The 21,267-nt window shown below is 71.6% G+C and carries 24 protein-coding genes and 1 tRNA gene; 11 read left to right on the forward strand and 14 right to left on the reverse strand.

Translation table 11 applies throughout. The features are described 5' to 3' along the window. Positions 1-4: 4 nt before the first annotated feature. Both V6S66_RS13350 and V6S66_RS13355 read right to left on the reverse strand, forming a co-directional pair. A complete protein-coding gene (locus V6S66_RS13350) occupies positions 5-1,045 on the reverse strand; it encodes a hemolysin family protein (RefSeq protein ID WP_334207285.1) in 1,041 nt (346 codons plus the stop codon). Further along, positions 1,042-2,439 (reverse strand): hemolysin family protein, encoded by a 1,398-nt coding sequence (locus V6S66_RS13355; protein WP_334207286.1) that lies wholly within the window; start codon positions 2,437-2,439, stop codon positions 1,042-1,044. Before V6S66_RS13355 ends, V6S66_RS13350 begins: the two co-directional genes overlap by 4 nt. A gap of 134 nt (positions 2,440-2,573) precedes the next feature. Here V6S66_RS13355 and V6S66_RS13360 point away from each other — a divergent pair, with 134 nt between their 5' ends. The 3 genes from V6S66_RS13360 to mscL all read left to right on the forward strand — a co-directional run bounded on the left by V6S66_RS13360 (position 2,574) and on the right by mscL (position 4,059). Then, positions 2,574-2,912, forward strand: coding sequence for an FmdB family zinc ribbon protein (locus V6S66_RS13360; RefSeq protein WP_334207287.1), 339 nt, complete (start codon positions 2,574-2,576; stop codon positions 2,910-2,912). A gap of 61 nt (positions 2,913-2,973) precedes the next feature. Continuing rightward, entirely contained in the window at positions 2,974-3,567 is a 594-nt protein-coding gene (locus V6S66_RS13365) for an SAF domain-containing protein (RefSeq protein ID WP_334207288.1), read from the forward strand. Positions 3,568-3,672: 105 nt separating this feature from the next. Then, complete coding sequence (gene mscL, locus V6S66_RS13370; RefSeq protein ID WP_334207289.1) at positions 3,673-4,059, forward strand: large conductance mechanosensitive channel protein MscL; 387 nt, start codon at positions 3,673-3,675, stop codon at positions 4,057-4,059. A gap of 20 nt (positions 4,060-4,079) precedes the next feature. Here mscL and V6S66_RS13375 read toward each other — a convergent pair whose 3' ends face one another. The 5 genes from V6S66_RS13375 to V6S66_RS13395 form a co-directional block, all read right to left on the reverse strand. Further along, positions 4,080-4,271 (reverse strand): hypothetical protein, encoded by a 192-nt coding sequence (locus tag V6S66_RS13375; protein ID WP_334207290.1) that lies wholly within the window; start codon positions 4,269-4,271, stop codon positions 4,080-4,082. Further along, positions 4,264-5,214 carry an NAD-dependent epimerase/dehydratase family protein gene (locus tag V6S66_RS13380; RefSeq protein ID WP_334207291.1) on the reverse strand — a complete coding sequence of 317 codons (951 nt, stop codon included), beginning with the start codon at positions 5,212-5,214 and terminating at the stop codon, positions 4,264-4,266. The genes V6S66_RS13375 and V6S66_RS13380 overlap by 8 nt, the downstream gene beginning before the upstream one ends. Positions 5,215-5,239: 25 nt before the next feature. Further along, entirely contained in the window at positions 5,240-6,172 is a 933-nt protein-coding gene (locus tag V6S66_RS13385) for an alpha/beta hydrolase family esterase (protein ID WP_334207292.1), read from the reverse strand. 184 nt (positions 6,173-6,356) lie between these two features. After that, positions 6,357-6,429: transfer RNA gene (locus V6S66_RS13390), tRNA-Arg, on the reverse strand. A gap of 40 nt (positions 6,430-6,469) precedes the next feature. Further along, positions 6,470-6,739: a MerR family transcriptional regulator gene (locus V6S66_RS13395; protein WP_334207293.1), complete on the reverse strand. Its 270-nt coding sequence runs from the start codon at positions 6,737-6,739 to the stop codon at positions 6,470-6,472. 172 nt (positions 6,740-6,911) lie between these two features. Between V6S66_RS13395 and V6S66_RS13400 the strand changes: the two genes are divergently transcribed. After that, positions 6,912-7,172, forward strand: coding sequence for a WhiB family transcriptional regulator (locus tag V6S66_RS13400; RefSeq protein WP_442885925.1), 261 nt, complete (start codon positions 6,912-6,914; stop codon positions 7,170-7,172). Between the two features lie 25 nt (positions 7,173-7,197). Here the strand turns inward: V6S66_RS13400 and V6S66_RS13405 are convergent, their stop codons facing one another. Then, positions 7,198-8,175, reverse strand: coding sequence for a 1-aminocyclopropane-1-carboxylate deaminase/D-cysteine desulfhydrase (locus tag V6S66_RS13405; RefSeq protein WP_334207295.1), 978 nt, complete (start codon positions 8,173-8,175; stop codon positions 7,198-7,200). Continuing rightward, positions 8,172-8,723 carry a PGPGW domain-containing protein gene (locus V6S66_RS13410; protein WP_334207296.1) on the reverse strand — a complete coding sequence of 184 codons (552 nt, stop codon included), beginning with the start codon at positions 8,721-8,723 and terminating at the stop codon, positions 8,172-8,174. Before V6S66_RS13410 ends, V6S66_RS13405 begins: the two co-directional genes overlap by 4 nt. 91 nt (positions 8,724-8,814) lie before the next feature. Here V6S66_RS13410 and V6S66_RS13415 point away from each other — a divergent pair, with 91 nt between their 5' ends. Beyond that, positions 8,815-10,122, forward strand: a complete 1,308-nt coding sequence (locus tag V6S66_RS13415; protein WP_334207297.1) for a cyclopropane-fatty-acyl-phospholipid synthase family protein — start codon at positions 8,815-8,817, stop codon at positions 10,120-10,122. Beyond that, a complete protein-coding gene (locus V6S66_RS13420) occupies positions 10,119-10,922 on the forward strand; it encodes a DUF1295 domain-containing protein (protein ID WP_334207298.1) in 804 nt (267 codons plus the stop codon). Before V6S66_RS13415 ends, V6S66_RS13420 begins: the two co-directional genes overlap by 4 nt. A 62-nt stretch (positions 10,923-10,984) precedes the next feature. On the opposite strand, the gene V6S66_RS13425 is transcribed toward V6S66_RS13420, so the two are convergent. Next, complete coding sequence (locus V6S66_RS13425; protein WP_334207299.1) at positions 10,985-11,674, reverse strand: metal-dependent transcriptional regulator; 690 nt, start codon at positions 11,672-11,674, stop codon at positions 10,985-10,987. Positions 11,675-11,729: 55 nt separating this feature from the next. Between V6S66_RS13425 and V6S66_RS13430 the strand changes: the two genes are divergently transcribed. After that, positions 11,730-13,073 (forward strand): cryptochrome/photolyase family protein, encoded by a 1,344-nt coding sequence (locus V6S66_RS13430; RefSeq protein WP_334207300.1) that lies wholly within the window; start codon positions 11,730-11,732, stop codon positions 13,071-13,073. 34 nt (positions 13,074-13,107) lie between these two features. Continuing rightward, entirely contained in the window at positions 13,108-13,812 is a 705-nt protein-coding gene (locus V6S66_RS13435; protein ID WP_334207301.1) for a hypothetical protein, read from the forward strand. A 36-nt stretch (positions 13,813-13,848) separates the two neighbouring features. Here V6S66_RS13435 and V6S66_RS13440 read toward each other — a convergent pair whose 3' ends face one another. The 3 genes from V6S66_RS13440 to pdxH all read right to left on the reverse strand — a co-directional run bounded on the left by V6S66_RS13440 (position 13,849) and on the right by pdxH (position 16,863). Further along, complete coding sequence (locus V6S66_RS13440) at positions 13,849-15,132, reverse strand: DUF222 domain-containing protein (RefSeq protein ID WP_334207302.1); 1,284 nt, start codon at positions 15,130-15,132, stop codon at positions 13,849-13,851. A gap of 328 nt (positions 15,133-15,460) precedes the next feature. After that, positions 15,461-16,138 carry a DedA family protein gene (locus V6S66_RS13445; protein WP_334207303.1) on the reverse strand — a complete coding sequence of 226 codons (678 nt, stop codon included), beginning with the start codon at positions 16,136-16,138 and terminating at the stop codon, positions 15,461-15,463. Positions 16,139-16,224: 86 nt separating this feature from the next. Next, positions 16,225-16,863: a pyridoxamine 5'-phosphate oxidase gene (gene pdxH, locus V6S66_RS13450; protein WP_334207304.1), complete on the reverse strand. Its 639-nt coding sequence runs from the start codon at positions 16,861-16,863 to the stop codon at positions 16,225-16,227. Positions 16,864-16,898: 35 nt separating this feature from the next. Between pdxH and V6S66_RS13455 the strand changes: the two genes are divergently transcribed. The 3 genes from V6S66_RS13455 (at position 16,899) to V6S66_RS13465 (ending at position 19,819) form a co-directional block, all read left to right on the forward strand. Continuing rightward, positions 16,899-18,005 (forward strand): citrate synthase 2, encoded by a 1,107-nt coding sequence (locus V6S66_RS13455; RefSeq protein ID WP_334207305.1) that lies wholly within the window; start codon positions 16,899-16,901, stop codon positions 18,003-18,005. Between the two features lie 38 nt (positions 18,006-18,043). After that, positions 18,044-18,871 (forward strand): aldo/keto reductase, encoded by an 828-nt coding sequence (locus V6S66_RS13460; RefSeq protein WP_334207306.1) that lies wholly within the window; start codon positions 18,044-18,046, stop codon positions 18,869-18,871. A gap of 69 nt (positions 18,872-18,940) precedes the next feature. Next, a complete protein-coding gene (locus V6S66_RS13465) occupies positions 18,941-19,819 on the forward strand; it encodes a hypothetical protein (RefSeq protein ID WP_334207307.1) in 879 nt (292 codons plus the stop codon). A gap of 458 nt (positions 19,820-20,277) precedes the next feature. Here the strand turns inward: V6S66_RS13465 and meaB are convergent, their stop codons facing one another. After that, on the reverse strand, positions 20,278-21,255 hold the full coding sequence (meaB, locus tag V6S66_RS13470; RefSeq protein WP_334207308.1) for a methylmalonyl Co-A mutase-associated GTPase MeaB: 978 nt from the start codon (positions 21,253-21,255) through the stop codon (positions 20,278-20,280). Between the last annotated feature and the right edge of the window lie 12 nt (positions 21,256-21,267).

Consider the following 21,267-nt stretch of genomic DNA (forward strand, 5'->3'; position numbering starts at 1 on the left):
GACGTCAGCTCGCTCCCTCGACGTCACGGATCTCGCCGACGAGCTCCTCCAGGACGTCCTCGAGCATCACGACGCCCACCACGTGCCCCTCGACGTCGGCGACCCGCGCCATGTGCGACCCGCGTGCCTGCATGAGCCGCAGCGCGTCGTACAGACCGGCGCCGACCGGAACCGTGACGAGCGGCCGGACCCACTTGTCGGCGATGACCCGGTTCCGGGCGTCCTCGTCGGTCTCGAGGGCGTCCTTCAGGTGGAGGTACCCCGTGAGCTCCCCGGACTCGTCGCGGACGGGGAACCGGGAGAACCCGGACTCGGCGCACGCGACCTCGACGTCGGCCGCCGTGGCGTGCCGGTCGATCGTGACGAGCACCGCCGTGGGGAGGACGACGTCGTCGATCGTGCCGCCCTGGAAGTCGAGTGCACCCTGGACCAGCTCGTACTCGTCGTCGTCGAGCAGGCCCTCGCGGCGTGACTCCTCGACGAGGTCGGCGACCTCGTCGTGGGTGAACGTCGAGGCGACCTCGTCCTTGGGCTCGATGCGCATCGCGCGCAGCGAGATGTTGGCGACGCCGTTCAGCGCGATGACGAGCGGCTTCAGCACCGCGACGACCGCGAGCATGAACGGGCCGAGGATCAAGGCGGCCTTGTCGGGCGCGGCCAGGGCGAGGTTCTTCGGCACCATCTCGCCGATCACGACGTGGGCGTAGACGACCAGCGTCAGGGCGATCGCGAACGAGATCGGGTGCACCAGCACCTCCGGCAGGCCCACGGCCTCGAAGACCGGCTCCATCGCGTGCGCGATGACGGGCTCGCTGACCGCGCCCAGCAGCAGCGAGCAGATCGTGATGCCGAGCTGCGCGGCGGCCATCATGAGCGAGACGTTCTCCATCGCGCGCAGCGCGAGCTTCGCCGTGCGCGACCCCTGGGCCGCGGCGGGCTCCAGCTGGGTGCGCCGCGCCGAGATGAGCGCGAACTCCGACGCGACGAACAGCGCGTTGAACGCCAGCAGGAGGAAGGTGACCGTGAGGCCGAGCCACAGACTCATCGGGGGGCCTCCGCACGCGAGGAGATGGACCGCGGCGCCTCCGACAGGGGCGGCGGCGGCTCGGCCGTCATCGTGACGCGGTCGATGCGCCGGCCCTCGACCCGCTCCACCAGCAAGGTCACCGGGACGGGCTCCGGCTCGTCGTCCTCGTCCTCGGGAGTCGGGTCGATCATGATCGTGACGGCGTCACCGCGTTCGGCCAGCCGCCCGAGCTCCTGCAGCACCAGACCGGCGATCGTCTCGTAGTTCGTGCCCTCGGGCAGCGAGATGCCGGTCTCCTCGAAGACCTCGTCGGGCCGCAGGAGTCCGGAGAGCGACCACGTGCCGTCGGTGCGGTGCCGGCTGGAGGCCGCGACCCGGTCGTGCTCGTCGGCGATGTCGCCCACGATCTCCTCGACCAGGTCCTCGAGCGTCACGACGCCGTCGGTGCCGCCGTACTCGTCCAGGACGACCGCCATCTGCATGCCCTGGTCGCGCAGGAAGGCCAGCAGGGGGTCGAGCTCGAGGCTGTCGGGAACGGTGGCCGCCGGGGCGCAGATGTCCTCGATGCGGGTCGAGCGCCGACGGTCGACCGGGATCGCGACCGCGTGCTTGACGTGCACCACACCGACGATGTCGTCGGGCGTTCGTCCGATGACGGGAAAGCGCGAGTGACCCGTGGACCGGGCCGCGTCGATGACCGTGGCGGCGGACTCACGGCCCTCGAGGAACGTGACGCGGACGCGCGGCGTGCGGACGTCCGCCGCGGTGCGGTCACCGAATGTGATGCTCCGCGCCACGAGCCGCGCCGTCTCGTCGTCGATCGCCCCCTCCTGGGCCGACCGCAGGACCAGCGACCGCAGCTCCAGCGGCGAGCGGGCCGAGCGCAGCTCCTCCTGCGGCTCGACGCCCCACGACCGCAGGATCGCGTTGGCGGTGCCGTTGAGCCATCGGATCGGCCACGCCATGGTCGTCGTGAAGAGCCGCTGCGGGAGCTGCGTCCACCGCGCGGTGGCCATCGGCACGGCCAGGGCGATGTTCTTGGGGATCAGCTCGCCGATCAGCATCGTCGCGAAGGTGCTGATCGTGAGCGCCGCGAAGTAGGAGGCGAAGCTCACGCCTCCCCCGGTGAGCCCGAGCGACTCGAAGGGATCGCGGAGCAGGCTGCCGACGGCGGGCTCCGCGAGATAGCCGATGGCCAGGTTCGTGACGGTGATGCCGAGCTGCGCGCCGCTGAGCTGGGTCGACAGGGTCCGCAGCGCCTTGAGCGTCCCGTCGGCACCGGGCTGGCCCTCCTCGGCGGCTCGCTCGACCGAGGCACGGTCGACCGTGACGAAGGAGAACTCGGCGGCGACGAAGATGCCGCACGCGAACATGAGCAGGACGGCGACCGCGAGGAGGAGGATCTCACTCATCGGCGACGATCCACCGCGCCTGAGCGGGTGGCGGAAACGGTGGGGCCGGGACTCGGAGGCTCGTTCACAGTGGCGCCAACTGTACCCTTGGGCGGCAACGTCCACGAGTCGCCATCGATGTCGGAGTCAGGCCAGTGCCCACGTATCAGTACCAGTGCACCGAGTGCGGAGAAGCCCTCGAAGTCCAGCAGTCGTTCAGCGACGACGCACTGACCGAGTGCCCGGCCTGCCACGGACGTCTCCGCAAGGTCTTCAACGCGGTCGGCGTCGTCTTCAAGGGGTCGGGCTTCTACCGCAACGACTCCCGCGCCGGCAACGGCGCGTCCTCCGGCACGAGCGCGGGATCGACCACCGCGTCCTCCGGGAGCACCGGCGGCAGCGGGACGGACTCGAAGAGCTCGTCCGGCTCCACCTCGTCACCCTCGAGCAGCAGCTCGGCCGGCAGCTCGAACGGTTCCGCCTCCTCCGACTGACCTGCGCCGTCCCTGTGGACGGACTCCGGCGGTGGCGCGCGCGTCAGCCTAGCCTGCCCGGATGGAGCGTCTGGACCGACTCGTGTTCGCCCATCGCCGGCTGCTCGCCGCGATCTGCGCCGGCCTCGCCGTCCTCCTGACGATCGGGGCCCTCGACGACGGGTCCAGCACCCGGCGCGTGGTGGTCGTGACGGCCGACCTCGACGCCGGCACCGTGCTGAGCGCCGAGCACCTCGCGGTGCGCGACCTGCCGATCGACGCGGTGCCGTCAGGGGTGCTCAGCACCACGCGCGACGTGGTCGGCCGCACGCTCGCCGGTGCCGTTCGTGACGGGGAGGTCGTGACCGACCGCCGCGTCGTCGACGCACGCGACCTCTCCGGGTTCGGCGTCGACGACCCCGCACTCGCCACCGTCCGGGTCACCGACCGCGCAGCGCTCGGCGCCCTGCACGTCGGCTCCCGGGTCGACGTCGTCGCGGTCGACCCCCACGGCGAGGAGGCGCCGTCGGTCATCGCCCGTTCGGTCGTCGTGGCCTCCCTGCCGGGCGATCAGGACGCGGAGGGCGACGCCATCGGGCTGGTCGCCCCGAGCGAGGTCGCCGCGGCGCTCGCCGCGGCGGGTCTGGGAGCGGGTCTCACGGTGATCGCCTCGTGACCGGCGACGCCGGCGAGGTGTCCTGACGGGGCGCCGGCGGGTAGTTTGGCCGATCGAGCACCCGTGGCTCACCTGCCTCGATCCCAACCACTCGGAGGGCACGACATGATCCAAGGCTTCAAGGACTTCCTGCTCCGCGGCAACATCGTCGACCTCGCGGTCGCCGTCGTGATCGGCACCGCGTTCACCGCGCTCGTCGCCGCGTTCACGAGCTCGTTCATCAACCCGCTGATCGGCGTCGTCGGTGGCGGCGGCGTCGACGGAGCGACGCTCGCGATCAACGACCAGGTCTTCGACTACGGCGGATTCATCAACGCGATCATCACGTTCGTGCTGACGGCCGCCGTGGTCTACTTCGCGATCGTCGTCCCGATGAAGAAGCTCAACGAGATGCGCTCGCGCGGCCAGGAGCCTGAGCCGGAGGGCGTGGCCGAGGACATCGCGCTGCTGCGCGAGATCCGCGATGCGCTCGTGACGCGCCGCGACCTCTGAGCCGATCCCTCGACTCAGCCTCAGCCGTGGTGCGGGGGCACGTTGCGACGCAGGTCGGCGTCGTTGCCGCCCGCACCGCGGCTGGGCCCGTCGCCCCAGCCCTCGTCGGAGTCGTCACGCGCACCCGGAGTGCCCGGGTCGCCGAGGATCTCGGCGGCGCGCCGCAGGCGCTCGCGCCGTTCCCGCGCGGTCTCGTCGCGCTGCTCAGCCATGCGATCCCTCCCGCGACGGGTGCGCGAGCCACTCCGGCGACAGCGTGGGGCGCGCCGGGGTCCACCCGGTGGCGTCGACGAACCGCTGGGAGCTGACGCGGTGCGACCGCGTCAGGATCTCCAGCTTCTCCGCACCCATCCGTTCGACCCACCTCGGCAGTGAGCGTGGCGCCGGGCCGCCGGCGGCCGACGCGATGACGGCAGCGAAGTCACTGCGGCGGACCGGATCGGCGCCGATGTTGTAGATCCCCGTCGGCGCGGTCAGGGCGTGAGCCACGGCCGCGCCCGCGTCGTCGGGGTGCACGACGTGCATCCAGGAGCGAGGACGACCGAGCGCGAACGCGCGACCGGCCGCCGCCCGCCGCACCTGCCACCGGGTGTTGGGGTCGGTCCCGGTCACGAGCCCGAGGCGCAACGAGACCGCTCTGCCGCCGTCGCGCGCGAACGCGGCCACGTGGTCCTCGGCCACCACGATCGGCTCGGTGGCGCGGGACACGTCGACGATGCCGTCCTCGTCGATCCAGTCGTCACCAGCGTCGGCGTAGACGAAGCTCAGGCTCTGGTGCACCACGGCCTCCACGCCCGCCCGGGCGGCCGCGGCGACCACGACGCGCGATCCGCGGATGCGGAGGCGGTCGATCTCGCGCAGCGACCCCGGGCGGAGTGCGGCCGATCCGACCGGGACCTTGGTGGCGAGGTTGGCGACCGCGTCGCAGCCCTGCATCGCGGTCGCGAGGTCGGCCAAGTCGTACAGCTCCGCGCTGACCGGCGTGGCTCCGAGGGACTCGACCGTGCGGGCCGCCTCGCGGGAGCGCACCAACCCGCGGACGTCGTGCCCAGCCTCCCGCAGAGCCGTCAGAGCAGCGCGCCCGACGACACCTGAGGCACCCGTGACGAACACCTGCACCAGGCCCACCTCCTTGCGACGACGCGCTTGCAGCACGCCGACTCTACGCTCCCCCGCCGAGTCAGTCGGCGCGCACGAGGTCGAAGAAGCGCAGCATCTCGGCGGTCGCGCTCACCGACTCGGTCGTGTAGCCCTGTCCGCCGACGCCCTCCGACCCCGGCCAGGTGTGGCCGCCGCCGAGGACCACGTAGGTCTCGACCGAGGCGCTCGGGCAGTCCCACGTGAAGTGCTGCAGGTCGGCGGCGGGCTCCTCGTACGCCTCGGGCTCCCCGCACTGGTCGAGGGTGAGCCAGCTCGTCAGCGACTCCACCACCGGCTCGAACTTGCCGATCGGGGTGTCGCCCCCGCCGTAGGGCACCACCGCGTCGGCGGTGCCGTGGAAGTAGATGAAGGACGTCGGCGGGGCCGACTCGCACCCGTCGTACGTCAGGTAGGCGACGCCGCCGTACGCCGCGAAGGGGTAGTCGCCCGTGCAGGCGAGCTCGAAGGCGAGCGCCGAGCCGTTCGACATGCCGACAGCGTACTCGCGCGTCGGATCGGCGCAGTGCCGCTCGACGACCGCCTCGTTGAGGGCGGCGATGAACTTCGCGTCGGCGCTCTGCCCCTCGGTGCCCACGGTCCAACCTGGGCCCTCCTCCCCGCCGCGAGGTGCGACGACGATGAACCCCTCGTCCGCCGCAGCCTCGTCCAGACCGGTGTAGGCGACCGCGTCGGCCGGCTCCTGGCCGAGCCCGTGGAGCAGGAACACGACGGGGAGTCGCTCGTCGGTCGGAAGTCCCTCGGGGGCGTAGAGCAGGTACGACCGCTGCTTGCCGTCGACCGTGACGGTGTGGACGACGTCGCCCCGTTCGGACTCGACCTCGCAGGGGCCCGTGGGGGGCACGCTCGGCTCGGCCGACTCGTCCTTCGTGTCGGGGCCCGTCGAGCAGGCCACCAGGATCGTGGCCACGAACAGGGCCCCCAGTCCACCCGCCAGCCATCGCCTCGTCCGCATGGGTCCAAGTCTGCCGGACCCGGTCCAGATCGACACTCGAGACCGACAGGAGAGTCGGCGCGCCCGCCGACCCACCCTGCGCGTGCCCCCGAAAGGATTCGAACCTTCGACCTGCGGTTGAGGACAACCGGTGGTCTGTCTCACGAGCGACGGGACACCCAGCACCACCACCACGTTCTGCGCGTGCCCCCGAAAGGATTCGAACCTTCGACCTGCGGTTTAGGAAACCGTTGCTCTATCCCCTGAGCTACGGGGGCGGGGAATCGCCGCCGCGACGGGCCGGGACGGGCGATCACCTCATCCTGCCACGGGCGGCCCGGCGTCCAGCACGGCCCGCGCCGCGGACTCGGGCGACGCGCCCGCGGCGATGAGGTCGGCCATCGTGCGCACTCGATCGATGTCGGGCGTGGTGTAGCGCCGGTGTCCGCCGTCCGTGCGCTCGGCAGGCCCCACTCCGTAGCGCCGGTCCCACGTCCGCAGGGTGGCCGCGGCGACCCCCAGCTGGTCGGCCGCTGCGCTGATGCTCCACGTCAAACCAGCCTCGATCGGATCGATCTGCTCGCTCATCGGCGCCCCCTTTCGCCCTCCGACCATAAAACTTGTTCAACAGACTTGCATTTCTGAACAAGTTTTGAGTAATTTGTGAAGCGGTTTCGAACACAACGGAACCCGGCCACATCGGCCACGGCGCAGTACAGAGTCCAAGGGGCCTCACATGCCGAATCTCAAGCGTCTTCCCATGCCACTCATCGAGGTCTACGAATGGCAGCACTCCGGTGCCTGCGTGGGCCTGGACTCCTCCGTCTTCTTCTCCCCCGAGGCCGAGCGCGGTGCTGCCAAGCAGCTGCGTGAGCAGGGAGCCAAGGCCGTCTGCGGCCGTTGCCCCGTCCTCGACGAGTGCCGCGACCACGCCCTCAAGGCCCGCGAGCCCTACGGCGTCTGGGGCGGGCTCACGGTCGACGAGCGCGAGCACGCCATCCGCGAGCGTCGCGCCAGCTAGTCACCCGTCGGACGCGTTCCGCCGATCACGCACGGACCCTCCGGGGTCCGTGCGTGTTCAGCACCAGGACGGGACCGCGGGAGGTCGGCACGAGGTCGCGGACCGCGGCGAAGGCCTTGGCGGTGTAGACCGGCTCGAGCTCGAGCCCCTCGGCACGTGCCGCCTCGAGCGCACGTTCTCCCTCGGCCGTGGTGGCTCCGTAGGTCGGGCCGAGGTAGTCGTGAGTGACGTCGAGGTCACTGGCGTCGATCTGGACGTCGATCTCGGCACCACGATCGCGCAGGAGGTCGACCGTGCGGTTCGCGAGCCGCGCGATGACGACGCCGTCGAGACGGAAGGCGTCGTTGACGACCACGCCGACGACGCGCGACGAGAGGCCGGCCAGACGCAGCCCCAGGACCAGACCAGCGGCCGTGCCGGCGGATCCGACCGCCGTGACCACCCGGGCCGGCTCGGGCACGGCACCGTCGCGCACCTGGGCCGCCATCTCGAGGGCCGCGTCGACGTAGCCGAGCGTGCCGACGGGCGAAGACCCCCCGGCCGGCAGGTAGTACGGCGGACGCAGACCGTCGCGATGGCGCAGCATCAGACCGGGAGCCGCCAGCTTCAAGCGGCGGACCGAGGGGTAGCGGTGGACGACGGCACCGCTGGCCGCGAGCCGGCGCAGCTGGTCGGTCACGTGGTCGTCGACCGGCTGCTCGACCAGGCCGAGGACCGTGCGGATGCCGTGCTCGGCGCCGTACAGGGCGGCCGCCAGGCCCCAGTGGGTGCCGATGCCGCCGACCGTGAGGAGCGTGCGGCTCCCCCGCCGGTGCGCCTCGGGCAGGAGCCACTCGAGCTTGCGGACCTTGTTGCCGCCCCAGCCCCCCTCGCCGAACTCGCCCTCGTCCTTGAGCCAGACGCCGGGGCCCCACGACTGCAGCGGACGGACCGGCGTTGGCCGGCCGCCCAGCACCACGTGCGGGAGGTCGGCGCCCGGGAAGCGTTCGTGGAGCAGCGTCACGCGCCGGAGACCTCGACCGGGCCGGCAGGTTCGACGGGGCCGACGTTCTCGATCGCGGGCACCGCCACCTCGGGATGGCGCCACCGGACGACGCTGTAGGCCAGCAGGCCCCAGGCCACCACGGCGGAGACGATGACGCCGAGCCCCGTGACCCAGCCCTGCGCGGGCAGCTCGGGACCGAAGCCGAAGCCGAGCACCTCGAACTCCGGGATGTCGGGGCCCACGATCCAGACGACTCCGGCACTGAAGAGCCACAGCCCACCGAGTGCGCTCAGCACGATGCGCGGCCAGGTGGCGACGCCATATCGAGCCGCCTCGACGGCCCTGACCTGGAGGCGGTCACGCAGCTCGCGGGCCCAGGTGTAGTGGCGGGCGAGCAGGGCGAATCCCCCGACGATGATGAGCATGCCGGGACCGGGCAGCGGCATCAGCACCACGCCGACGGGGATCAGGACCCACCCGAGGATCTCCGAGCCGGTGCGATCGACCCAGGCGCGCAGCCGACCCGCCCAGGTCCGGCGGCCGGAGGGCCCGCGCTCCTCACTCATGGGTTCAGCATGCCACTCCGGACCGACGACACGCCGGTCACCGACGAAAATTCGAATGGCGTGAACGGCCCGAACACGGTGGAATGGTGCGGTGACTGCCGCTTCCCGCCTGCTTTCCCTCGCCGAGGACGTCCTCGGCCTCCACCTCCCGATCCGGCTGCGCGCCTGGGACGGCTCCGAGGCCGGCCCCGTCGGCTCCCCGGTCGTCGTGATCCGCGACCGGGCCGCGATCCGCCACGTGCTCTGGCAGCCGGGCGAGCTCGGTGTCGCCCGCGCCTACGTGCAGGGCCACCTCGACATCGAGGGCGACCTCTCCGACGGACTCCGCGCGATGTGGGCCGCAGTGCGTGTCGCCCGCGAGTCCGATCCCGAGGCCGGTCGACCGCACGTGAAGCCGAAGCACGTCGCCCGTGCCCTGGGCATCGCCGCGCGCTACCGACTCGTCGGCCGCCGTCCGGCCATTCCTCTGGCCGAGGCCGTGCTCACCGGCGATCTGCACAGCCGCGAGCGCGACCTCGCCGCCATCAGCCACCACTACGACCTGTCGAACGAGTTCTACGAGCTCATCCTCGATCCCACCATGGCGTACTCGTCCGGCTACCACCGTGAGTCCTCGTGGACGCTCGAGGAGGCCCAGACCGCCAAGCTCGACCTGATCTGCCGCAAGCTCGGCCTCGAGCCCGGGATGCACCTGGTCGACATCGGGTGCGGCTGGGGCTCCCTGACCCTGCACGCCGCCGAGCGCTACGGCGTCCGGGTCACCGGGGTCACGCTGTCGAGCGAGCAGCGTGACTTCGTGCACAAGCGGGCCGCCGAGCGTGGTGTCGGCGACCGGGTCAACGTGAGCCTGCGCCACTTCCGCGACCTGTCGGGCGCCGGCGTCGGCGACGGCGAGATCGACGCCGTCGCGTCGGTCGAGATGGGCGAGCACGTGGGCGACGCCGAGTACGAGGTGTTCACCTCCGCGATCTACCGCTACCTGCGCCCGGGCGGTCGCGTCATGATCCAGCAGATGTCGCGCAGCAACGGGGCCAAGGGTGACCGCCCCGGCGGCGGTCCCTTCATCGAGACCTACATCGCTCCCGACATGCACATGAAGCCGCTGCACCGCACGCTCGAGCTCATTGCGGGTGCGGGTCTGGAGATCCGCGACGTCCAGGCCATGCGCGAGCACTACCCCCAGACCGTCGAGGGGTGGGCGCGGAACCTCGAGTCCAACTGGGACACCGCGGTCGCCCTCGTCGGTGAGGAGATGGCGCGCGTGTGGCGCCTGTACCTGGCCGGCGGATCGCTCGCGTTCGAGGAGAACCGTATGGGCGTCGACCAGGTCGTGGCCGTCAAGCCGTCGCCGTCCGGCGTCAGTGACATGCCCACGTCGCAGCTGGACTGGCTGGCATGACCGCTGACCTGTCGGTCAGCCTCACCGCACTCGCCGTCGGCCTCGCGGTCGTCGTGGCCGTCATGGCCGCGGGGCTCACGAGCGCGAAGCGCACCGAGCGCCTCACGATCGTCGACACCCTCTGGCCCCTCGGCTTCGTCGCGGTCGGCCTGGCGAGTGCGCTCGTCTCCCTGACCGGCGACACCGACCCCGTGCTGCCCTGGGTCCTGGCCGGCCTCACGGCCGTCTGGGGGCTGCGTCTCGCGGCCTACCTGCACCGTCGCAACCACGGCAAGGACGAGGACCCGCGGTACGCCGAGCTGGCCGAGCAGGACGGTCGCTCGTTCGCCGAGGTCGCCCTCAAGCGCGTCTTCCTGCCCCAGGGCATCGCGATGTACCTGGTGGCCACGCCGCTCATGGTCGGGGCCGGTACGCAGGACCCGCTCTGGTGGCTCGTCGGCATCGGCGCGGCCGTCTGGCTGCTCGGCTTCGTGTTCGAGTCGGTCGGCGACGCCCAGCTCGCGCGCTTCAAGGCCGACCCCAGCAACCAGGGCCAGCTCATGGACCAGGGCCTGTGGCGCTACACCCGTCACCCGAACTACTTCGGTGACGCGTGCGTGTGGGCCGGGCTGTGGCTCGTGGCGGCCTCGTCCTGGGCGGGCGTCGCCACGGCGTTCAGCCCGATCGCGATGGCCTTCTTCCTGACGAAGGTCACCGGCGCCGCGAACAACGAGAAGGGCATGAAGAAGTCCAAGCCCGGCTACGACGAGTACGTGCGTCGCACCAGCGGCTTCCTCCCCTGGTTCCCCAAGAAGGCCTAGCCTCCGCTCGGACCTGACCGCTCGCGTCGGGCCGAGGGCAGGACGTCCGTCGACGGTCAGGCTCAGAGCGAGACGAAGATGTGCACCGCGGCGTCGTGGTCGATCTCGGCCGACTCGCCCTGACGGGCGATGACGACACCGTCATGACCCCGGCTGACGAGGACGTCGTTGCCGGGCAGGGCGCCGACGCGACGCAGGACCGACATGACCTGCGTGTCCTTCTGGATCTCCTCGGCGATGCGGCGCACCACGAGGCGGACCGGGTCGTCGCCGGCCGTGACCGCGCGGGGCAGTGACTGGACGCCGAGCAGGAAGTCACCGTCGTCGACGTCCTCGCCGAGCTCGGCGAGACCCGGGATGGGGTTGCCGTACGGCGACTCCGTGGGGTGCTCCAGCAGCTCGATGAGGCGTCGCTCGACCTGCTCGGAGATGACGTGCTCCCAGCGGCAGGCCTCCTCGTGCACGAACTCGAACTCGAGCCCGATGACGTCGGTCAGCAGGCGCTCGGCGAGCCGGTGCTTGCGCATGACGCGCGTGGCCAGCTGGCGGCCCTTCTCGGACAGCTCCAGGTGACGGTCGCCCTCCACGCTGAGCAGGCCGTCGCGCTCCATGCGGGCCACGGTCTGGCTCACGGTTGGCCCCGACTGGTGGAGGCGCTCGGCAATCCGGGCGCGCAGAGGGACGATGCCCTCCTCCTCGAGCTCGAAGATCGTGCGGAGATACATCTCGGTGGTGTCGATCAGGTCGCTCACGGGACTCATTCTTCCATGACGTGCAATGCGAAGAGCAAGGCCGCACGATGGGGCCGTGACCCGTTCCGTGATGTGGTTCCGCCGCGACCTTCGCCTGCACGACAACCCGGCCCTCCAGGAGGCCGTCGCGGCCGGACCAGACGGCGTGGTGCCGCTGTTCGTGCTGGACGACCGCCTGTGGGAGACAGCCGGTCCCGTACGACGCGCCGGCCTCGCCGCGATGCTGCGCGACCTGTCCGAGCGGATCGACGGGCTGCACGTCGTCCACGGCGATCCGGCCGTCGAGATTCCCCGCGTCGTCCGGGCCGCGGAGGCGTCCTCGGTGCACGTGAGCGGCGACTTCGGCCCGTACGGATCGCGCCGGGACGACGCCGTCGAGTCCTCGCTCGCCGAGCTCGAGGTCCCCTTCCAGCGCACGGGCTCGGCCTACGCGATCTCGCCCGGCCGCATCACGAAGGGCGACGGCACGCCGTACCGCGTGTTCACGCCCTTCTTCCGCGCCTGGCAGGACCTGGGCTGGCGGGCGCCCGCTCCACTGGTCCGCGATGTGCCGTGGATCCGCCCCGAGGGTCGGACCCACCGCATCCCCGACGCGTCACCGCCGGAGGGGACCGATCTCCCGCCGCTCGGCGAGGAGGCCGCCCGCCGCCGCTGGCGGGAGTGGATCGACGACGTCGCGTCCTACGACGACATCCGCAACCTCCCCGGCCGCGACGAGACCTCCCGCATGTCGCCCCACCTGAAGTGGGGCGCAATCCATCCCCGCACGATGCTCGCCGACCTGGCACCCCTGCGGTCGCAGGGCTCGGACGCGTACGTGCGCGAGCTCGCGTTCCGCGAGTTCTACGCCGACGTGCTGCACCACCGTCCCGACTCGGCGACCGGGTACTACGACCGCAAGTTCGAGAAGATGCGGTACGACGAGCCGGGCGACGCCTTCGCCGCCTGGCAGCACGGCACGACCGGCTTCCCGATCGTCGATGCCGGCATGCGGCAGCTGCGCGCCGAGGGGTGGATGCACAACCGCGTGCGGATGATCGTCGCGAGCTTCCTCGTGAAGGACCTGCACGTCGAGTGGATGCACGGGGCCGCCCACTTCATGGAGTGGCTGGTCGATGGCGATCTCGCCTCGAACCAGCACGGCTGGCAGTGGACCGCCGGATGCGGCACCGACGCCTCGCCCTTCTACCGCGTCTTCAACCCCCTCACGCAGGGCAAGAAGTTCGATCCCGACGGCACGTACGTGCGCCGGTGGGTCCCCGAGCTCCGGGACGTCCCGGACCGGTACGTCCACGAGCCCTGGACCGCTCCGGAGCCGGTCGCGGACTACCCCGCACCGATCGTCGACCACGCCGAGGAGCGGCTCGAGGCGCTCGCGCGCTACGAGGAGATCCGCTGATCGGTGCCACTCCCCCACGGCTTAGCGTGGGGCCATGGTGACGATCCCGGGACGGTTCAACGGCCCCGAGCACTCCGGCAACGGCGGCTACGTCTGCGGACTGCTCGCGGCAGAGGTCACGACCGAGGGGCCGGTGACCGCGATGCTCCGACAGCCACCACCGCTCGACGTGCCCCTGGCCTGGGAGCACGCGGGCGACGAGGTGCGTCTCGAGACCCACGGCGGCGCCATCATCGGCACGGCCGGCCCCGGCGCGTTCGAGCGCGATCCCCTGCCCTTCCCGGACGCCGACACCGTGGCCGCCGGGCTCGCGTCGTACCCCGGGTTCGCGTCCCACCCCTTCGACCGGTGCTTCACGTGCGGCACGGCCCGCGAGGAGGGCGACGGCCTGCGGCTGTTCACCGGTCCGGTCGGGTCCGACCGCACCGCCGGACCGTGGCACGTCCATCCGGGCCTCGCCGAGCACGGCGTCGTGCCCGACGCCGTGGTGTGGGCGGCCCTCGACTGCCCCGGCGGCTGGGCGGCGGACTTCTCGGCCCAGACCATGGTCCTCGGCCGCATGACGGCTCAGCTGGAGCAGGGCGTCGACCTCGACGAGCACCTGCACGCCAGCGGCCGCCTCGACGACCGTCAGGGGCGCAAGTTCCTGACGTCCACCGCCCTGCACCGCCCCGACGGCACCCTGGTGGGACGGTCCGAGCAGGTGTGGATCGAGGTCGACGCGGCGCTGTTCGCCTGAGGGCGGTTGCGACGACCATCGGGCTCGGGCGGCCCCTCAGGCTCGGAGTGGGTAGTCGGGTTGGCGGCTCTGTCGGGCCGCTGCCCGGATGCGCCTGAGGTGTTCGCGGGTGGTGCGGCGTTGGGTGAGGTCGATGGGTCGGCCGTCGCGGGTGGCGAGGTCGAACTTGCCGTGTCCGAGGGCTTCGATGACGAGGAGTCCTCGGTGGACCAGGGTGTGGCAGCTGGTGCAGATGCCGATGAGTCCGTCGAGGTCGGTCTTGCCGCCTCGTGACCACCAGGTGGTGTGGTGGATCTCGAGGTGGGTGTGGGTGCAGCCGGGTGCGGCGCAGACGCCGTGCTGGCGGGCGATGACGGCTTTGCGCTGAGCGGGGGTGGCGAGGCGGATGGTGTCGCCGACGTTGAGGACCTGCGCCTGCTCGACATCGTCGTCCGACGTGAGGATGGGGGTGATGTCGCCGGTGCAGGCCAGGTAGGAGAGGAGTTGGGGCCCGATGGGCCCGAACCCGGCCAGCTCCGCCGGCTCACCGACCGGCTTCGCCTGACCGGGTTCAGCGGTCATGGCCTCGTGGAGCGTCTCGACACCGACGATGACCGACAGCTGCGGGCGGATGCCCTTGCTGGACGGCAGACCCGACTCGAGCACCGACGACAACAGCCGGTCGAACCCGGCGACACGGCGTTCTGCACTGCTGCGGTCGTCGTTGGCCTGCGTCGGGATCGACAACGACTCCAGCACCGCCTTGAGCTTGGCGCCGGTCTCGGTCTTCAGGAAACCGCTGAGGTGCCAACCCTCCGGTACTGGTGAGAGCTGGATGTCTTCCTTGGCCATGCCCTTGATCCACGCCTTGTCGAGATCCTCGGGGTAGACGGCGTCGCGCAGGGCCCGGATCACGCGGCGCAGCTGGACGGGTTCGTGGGTGGTCGCCACGGCCAGCAGCCAGGGTTCGGCATCAGCAACGACTTTCTGGCCGATGTGCTTGAGGCCGAACGTGAAGAGCTTGACGTGATCGAGCCGGACAGCCCCCTCAGCAGCGGCGTCACCCACGGCGGGGAGCTCGCGCATCGTGGCATCGGCGTCGATCAGGCTGCGCGTCTGGCGGGCGTCGAGGCGCAGGTGCTGGCGCGCCCAGGTGGCGACGGTGGAGGCGCCGTCGAGCTCGAACTCCGCCGACTTCTCGAGCTCGGCCAGGTGGTGGGCCTTCGCGGCGTCGAGCGCGTTCTGCGCGGTCTGGATCGCGAGCAGGGCGGACCGATGGTCGGCCGAGGCGAGCGCGTGCGCAGCTGTTCGCAGCGCACGCACCGTGGGACCCGAGACCATGTCTCGATTCTACTCGAACAGATGTTCGATAGCAAGGGTTTGACCCGGAGAAGTTGCTGGAGTCGCAGCAGATTCCGACAGGACTGTCTGTCACATTCACGCCGGCTCCGGCCCGCTGCTTTTGGTCCGTGGCCGCTTGTCCGTCATGACCGCAGATGGTCAGCTGGCCGGCCTTTCGAGGCTCACGCCCCAGGGGGCGTTCACACCTCAAGGAACGGGTGGGGGCTAGCCGCTCGACGTCACGTGACCGGACCCTTCGAGGCTCACGCCCCAGAGGGCGTTCACACCTCAGGGAGCGGGAAGGGGCGTCGCTCGGGCGGGTCGAGGCTCAGATCTGGATCTCGCCGATGAGGGGCGAGAACGCGGCCCGCCGTGATCGCGGCGCGTCGATCAGTCGCTCGACTGCGGCGACCTCGGGGGCGGCCACGACGCGGCGGGCCCCACCGACGACCCGCACGACCAGCACGGGGGTAGCGACCAGCACCGCGACGACCAGCACGATCCAGGCCACCTGGCCGAGCAGGCCGTCCGTGGCGTCGGCCGCCGCTGCCACGACGGAGCCGCCCCCGACGTAGACCCCGGCCCACGTGCAGGATCCCGCGAAGGACGCCAGCACGAACGACCGGTACGGCATCCCCGCGGTCCCCGCGGCCGCCGGGGTGACCGTCCGCAGGAGCGGCAGGAGCCGCGTCCCGAAGACGGCCAGAGCGCCCCGACGACGCAGGAGGTCGGTGGCACGGTCGAAGTGCTCCACACCGATCCGCCGGACCGGGCGCGTGGTCCGCAGCCGCTCGCCGTACCGGCGGCCGAGGACGTAGCCGACGTGATCGCCCGCGCAGGCACCCACGGCGACCAGGAGGCCCAGCAGGGCCATGAGCTGCCAGCTCGGGAGCGTCGCCGCCAGGACCACGATCGCGGTCTCGCCCGGCAGGAACATGCCGACGCCGAGGCCGGACTCCGCGAAGGCGATGCCCAGTCCCGCAGCGAGGGACCACACGACGTGCATGGGAACAGCGTCCGCCGTCCGCGCATCGACTCACCGACGGCGAGACGACCTCTGGGTGAACGTTGCCCGCACGCGTCGCGCGACTCTCAGGGAGCCAGTCGGTCGCGATCCCACCCGGAGCCCGAGGCGCGGAACCGGATCCGGTCGTGCAGCCGGTTCGGGCGCCCCTGCCAGAACTCGAAGGACTCCGGCGCCAGCCTCAGTCCACCCCAGTTGACCGGCCGCGTACCGGCGTCGGGCGACGCGGCGGCCTCCTCCCAACGACGTTCCAGCTCGGCACGGTCGGCCACGACGTGCGACTGCGGCGAGGCCTGGGCGCTGATGCGTCCGCCCGGCGGGCGGGAGGTGAAGTACGCGTCGGAGTCCTCGGCGCTGATGGGCGCGACCGGGCCCTCGATGCGGACCTGCCGGGACAGGTCGTGCCACAGGAGCACCGCTGCCGCGCGCGGGTTCTCACCGAGCTCCAGTCCCTTCCGGGACTCGTAGTTCGTGTGGAAGACCGCACCCTCGGCGTCGAGCGACTTGAGCAGCACGATCCGCACCGACGGCACTCCGTCGGCGGTCGCCGTCGCGAGCGCCATCGCGTTCGGCTCCGTGATGCCGGCGGCGATGGCCTCGGCGAGCCACCGGTCGAAGAGGCCGAAGGGGTCGTGGCCCGCGTCGGACTCGTCGAGGCCGACGACGCCGTACTCACGTCGCATCGCGGAAAGTTCGGGGGTGACCATGAGCACACGGTAACGAGGGTGGCACCATGAGGGCCATGACTGAGGTACACCACGGACTCGAGGGCGTCATCGCCTTCGAGAGCGAGATCGCCGAGCCCGACAAGGAGGGGTCGGCGCTTCGCTACCGCGGCGTCGACATCGACGACCTCGTCGGACGCGTGCCCTTCGAGAAGATCTGGGGCCTCCTCGTCGACGGCGCCTACGAGCCGGGCCTGCCGCCGGCCGAGCCGTTCCCCATCCCGGTGCACTCCGGCGACATCCGCGCCGACGTCCAGAGCGCGATCGCCCTCACGGCTCCGGCCTGGGGCATGAAGCAGCTCTACGACATCGACGACGTCCAGGCGCGTGAGGACCTGGCCCGGACCGCGGTCATGGTGCTCTCCTACGTCGCCCAGGCCGCTCGCGGCGTGGGCCAGCCCTTCGTGCCGCAGAGCGAGATCGACCAGTGCTCGACCGTCACCGAGCGGTTCCTCAAGCGCTGGCGCGGCGAGGTCAACCCCGACCACGTCAAGGCGATCGACGCCTACTGGGTCTCGGCGGCCGAGCACGGCATGAACGCCTCCACCTTCACCGCCCGTGTCATCGCCTCGACCGGCGCCGACGCCGCGGCTGCCCTCTCCGGCGCGGTGGGTGCCATGTCCGGCCCGCTGCACGGCGGCGCACCCGCCCGGGTGCTCACGATGATCGAGGAGGTCGAGAAGCTGGGCGACGCCGACGCCTACGTCAAGCAGCTGCTCGACTCCGGCGAGCGCCTGATGGGCTTCGGCCACCGCGTGTACCGCGCCCAGGACCCCCGAGCGCGCACGCTGCGCCGCACGGCCCAGGAGCTCAAGGCTCCGCGTGCGGAGGTCGCCGAGGCCCTCGAGAAGGCCGCGCTCAAGGAGCTGCGCGAGCGCCGCCCCGACCGCGTGCTGGAGACGAACGTCGAGTTCTGGGCCGCCATCATGCTCGACTACGCCGAGATCCCGCCGCACATGTTCACCGCGATGTTCACGTCCGCCCGCACCGCCGGCTGGAGCGCGCACATCCTGGAGCAGAAGCGCACGGGTCGCCTGATCCGTCCGTCCGCGATCTACACCGGTCCGGCCTCGCGCCGCGCCGACGAGATCGAGGGCTGGAACCCCGACTGGGCCGACAGCTGAGCCTGCGGGCTCACCACCCCCCGCCTAGCGTGGGGCGCATGACTGTTCGCGACCTGGCCCTGACCGACTCCGTCTCCATCCCGCAGCTCGGCTTCGGCGTGTTCCAGGTGGACCCCGCCACGACCCAGCAGGTCGTCGAGCAGGCGCTCGAGGCGGGCTACCGGCACATCGACACCGCCAAGGTCTACGGCAACGAGGAGGGCGTCGGCAAGGCGCTCGCGGGCTCGGGCGTCGACCGCGACGACGTCTTCGTGACCACCAAGCTGTGGAACGCCGACCAGGGCCGTGACGCCACGCTCGCGGCGTTCGACGCCAGCCTGGATCGTCTCGGGCTCGAGGTGCTGGATCTCTACCTGATCCACTGGCCCATGCCCGAGAACGGCACGTTCGTCGAGACCTGGAGCGCCCTCGAGGAGCTCCGCGCCAGCGGTCGCGTCCGGGCCATCGGTGTCTCGAACTTCCGCGCCGAGGACCTCGCGATCCTGGAGAGCGCCGGGCTGTCGACCCCGGCCATCAACCAGGTCGAGGCGCACCCGCTCCTGACCCAGGTGTCCCTGCGGGAGTACCACCGGGCCCACGGGATCCTGACCGAGGCGTGGAGCCCGCTGGCCCAGGGCCAGGTGCTGGACCTGCCCGAGATCACGGGCATCGCCGCAGCGCACGACGCCACACCGGCCCAGGTCGTCATCGCGTGGCACCTGGCGATCGGCAACGTCGTCATCCCGAAGTCCGTCACGCCGGAGCGGATCGTCTCGAACCACGCCGCCGCCGACATCGCGCTGACCGACAACGAGGTCACGCTCATCAGCGCACTGGACCGTGGTCACCGCGTCGGGCCGGACCCGAGCACGTTCCACGCCGCCTGACCTGCGCCGGGCGTGGGCCGTGGCGCCGGCGCCCGAAGGACCGGCGGGCCCGGTCCCTATGCTGACTCCGTGAAGTCCTGGGTGGTGAAGACGGTCACGGCCCTCGTCCTCGTGGTCGCCGTCGCGGCCGTGGGGCTGGGCCTCAGCACTCCCGACGGCGAGGTGCGCGACGCCGAAGCCGACGCCTCCCCCTCGGCGAGCCCCGAGGGCACGACGGAGCCCGCCCCGGAGCCGTCGCCCGCACCCCCCACGACCGCGGCACCGACCGACCCCGCCGCCCTGTCCCCGGTCACCGGCACGTGGCCCGGCCGGCCCGCCGGCACCCCCGAGGTCTCCCCCGGCGTCGTCGACTGGTGTCCGGCGGTCCAGGTCCAGGTCAGCCACGCCGCCCGCGACGCCGTGGGCGAGGAGGCCGCGCGCGCCGCAGCGTGCCGGGCCGTGGCCTTCACGTTCGACGCCCGGTACTCACGCCTGTCCCTGCCGCGCGAGTCGTACGCCGCGGCCGACTTCGCCGGGGTGGAGGCACTCCTGACCGACCGGACCCGGACGTCGACCTACCCACCGCGGCTGTCCGCGGTCGTTGCCGCGCCCCGCACCACCGCGGCACGCGAGGGCACCGGGGTCGTGCTGCTCGACGGTCCGAGCCCCGGCGGGGGCCGGCAGTTCTTCGGGCCGGATTGGTCGGACGTCGGCTACGTGGATCGACCGGTGTGGGTCGACCCCGCGTGGGGCGTCGTCACGATCGACCTCCAGCGAGGTGGATCGCGACCACAGCTGTCGGCGAGCCTGGAGGCGTCGGCCGGCGTGCCCGTCTGGAATCCCCGTACGGCCGCAGCCGAGAAGCTGACGGTGCGGACGTCCGCCAGCTACGTGCTCGCCGGACCGGACTGGCGCCTGAACGGCTGGACCCTCAGCACGGACCTTGCCGGGTTCAGCCCGCTGGCGTGACCGAAGCCCCTGGAAAATGCGGCTGGGGCCGACCATCCCCCCGAGATGGTCGGCCCCGCAGCACTGAGGAAAGACTAGACCGGCGTAGTCCTTTGTGACTAGTCCTTCGGCGCAAAGGTCCCTCCTCCCCCCGTGCGGAGGTCGGCCCGTCCGACCTCACCCATCCCGCGCACCCTCGTGACCTGCACAGATGTCCGAGTTCTGTGGACCCGACCTCCCCTTTCGCGGTCCGCGACGCCCGACCCTACGTCTCACATGGCGAGATGTGGGGCGACTCTCAGCGATCAGACGTGGCCAGGCGTCGCGTAGCCACGTCGAACCATGTTTCACTAGTCAGGTCGAGCCGCCGGAGTCGTCGCCCTCCCTGCGACGCCACCGCTCCTCAGGACCGGTCCGCGGTTTCGGCGTTGGGCCCGCGCCGCTCCCTGCGCGGGCCCTTTCCCTGTCCGGGGGCCTGCTCAGGCGTCGTACGCCGCGAGGAGCCGGTCGGCGGCCTCGGCGGCACCGAGCCGCCCCGCGAGGATCTCGTCACGCACCTCGGCGCGCACGCCACGCACGCCCTCGTGGCGGCGCAGGCGCTCCTCCAGCTCGTCGCGGACCAACGCCCACGTGAAGTCGAGCTGCTGCTGGGCCCGCTTCTCGGTCAGGCCCTTGCGCCCGAGGAACTCCCGGTGGCGGAGGATCCGGCTCCAGACGGTGTCGATGCCGGAGCCCTCCAGGCCCGAGCAGGTCAGCACCGGGGGCACCCAGTCCTTCGTGCCGGCGTAGACCATCCGCAGCGCCCCGGCGAGGTCCGTGGCGGTCATCTCCGCCTCGCGCACGCGCTCCCCGTCGGCCTTGTTGACCGCGATGACGTCGGCGATCTCCAGGATGCCCTTCTTGATGCCCTGCAGCTGGTCACCCGTTCGCGCGAGCGTGAGGAACAGGAACGTGTCGACCATGCCGGCGACCGTGATCTCGGACTGCCCGACACCGACGGTTTCGACCAGGACCACGTCGAAGCCTGCGGCCTCCAGGATCGTCATGGCCTGGCTGGTCGCCCGCGCGACCCCGCCGAGCGTGCCCGCCGACGGCGAGGGCCGGATGTAGGCCTTGGGGTCGACGGCGAGCGCGGACATCCGGGTCTTGTCGCCGAGGACCGACCCGCCGGTGCGGACACTCGACGGATCGACCGCGAGCACGCCGACCCGGTGCCCGCGTCCGGTGAGATGGGTGCCGAGCGACTCGATCGTGGTCGACTTGCCGACACCCGGGACGCCCGAGATCCCGACCCGGACGGCACCCCCGGCATCGGGCGTCAGCGTCGTGAGCAGCTCCCGCGCCGTCGCGCGGTGGTCGGCCCGACGCGACTCGACCAGCGTGATGGCCCGCGAGACCGCCGCACGGCGCCCCTCGCGGACGCCTGCGGCCAGCTCGTCGACGTCGATCGCCACCATCGCCGCCCGGCC

This window comes from Aeromicrobium sp. Sec7.5 (genome assembly GCF_036867135.1).
Lineage (GTDB): Bacteria > Actinomycetota > Actinomycetes > Propionibacteriales > Nocardioidaceae > Aeromicrobium.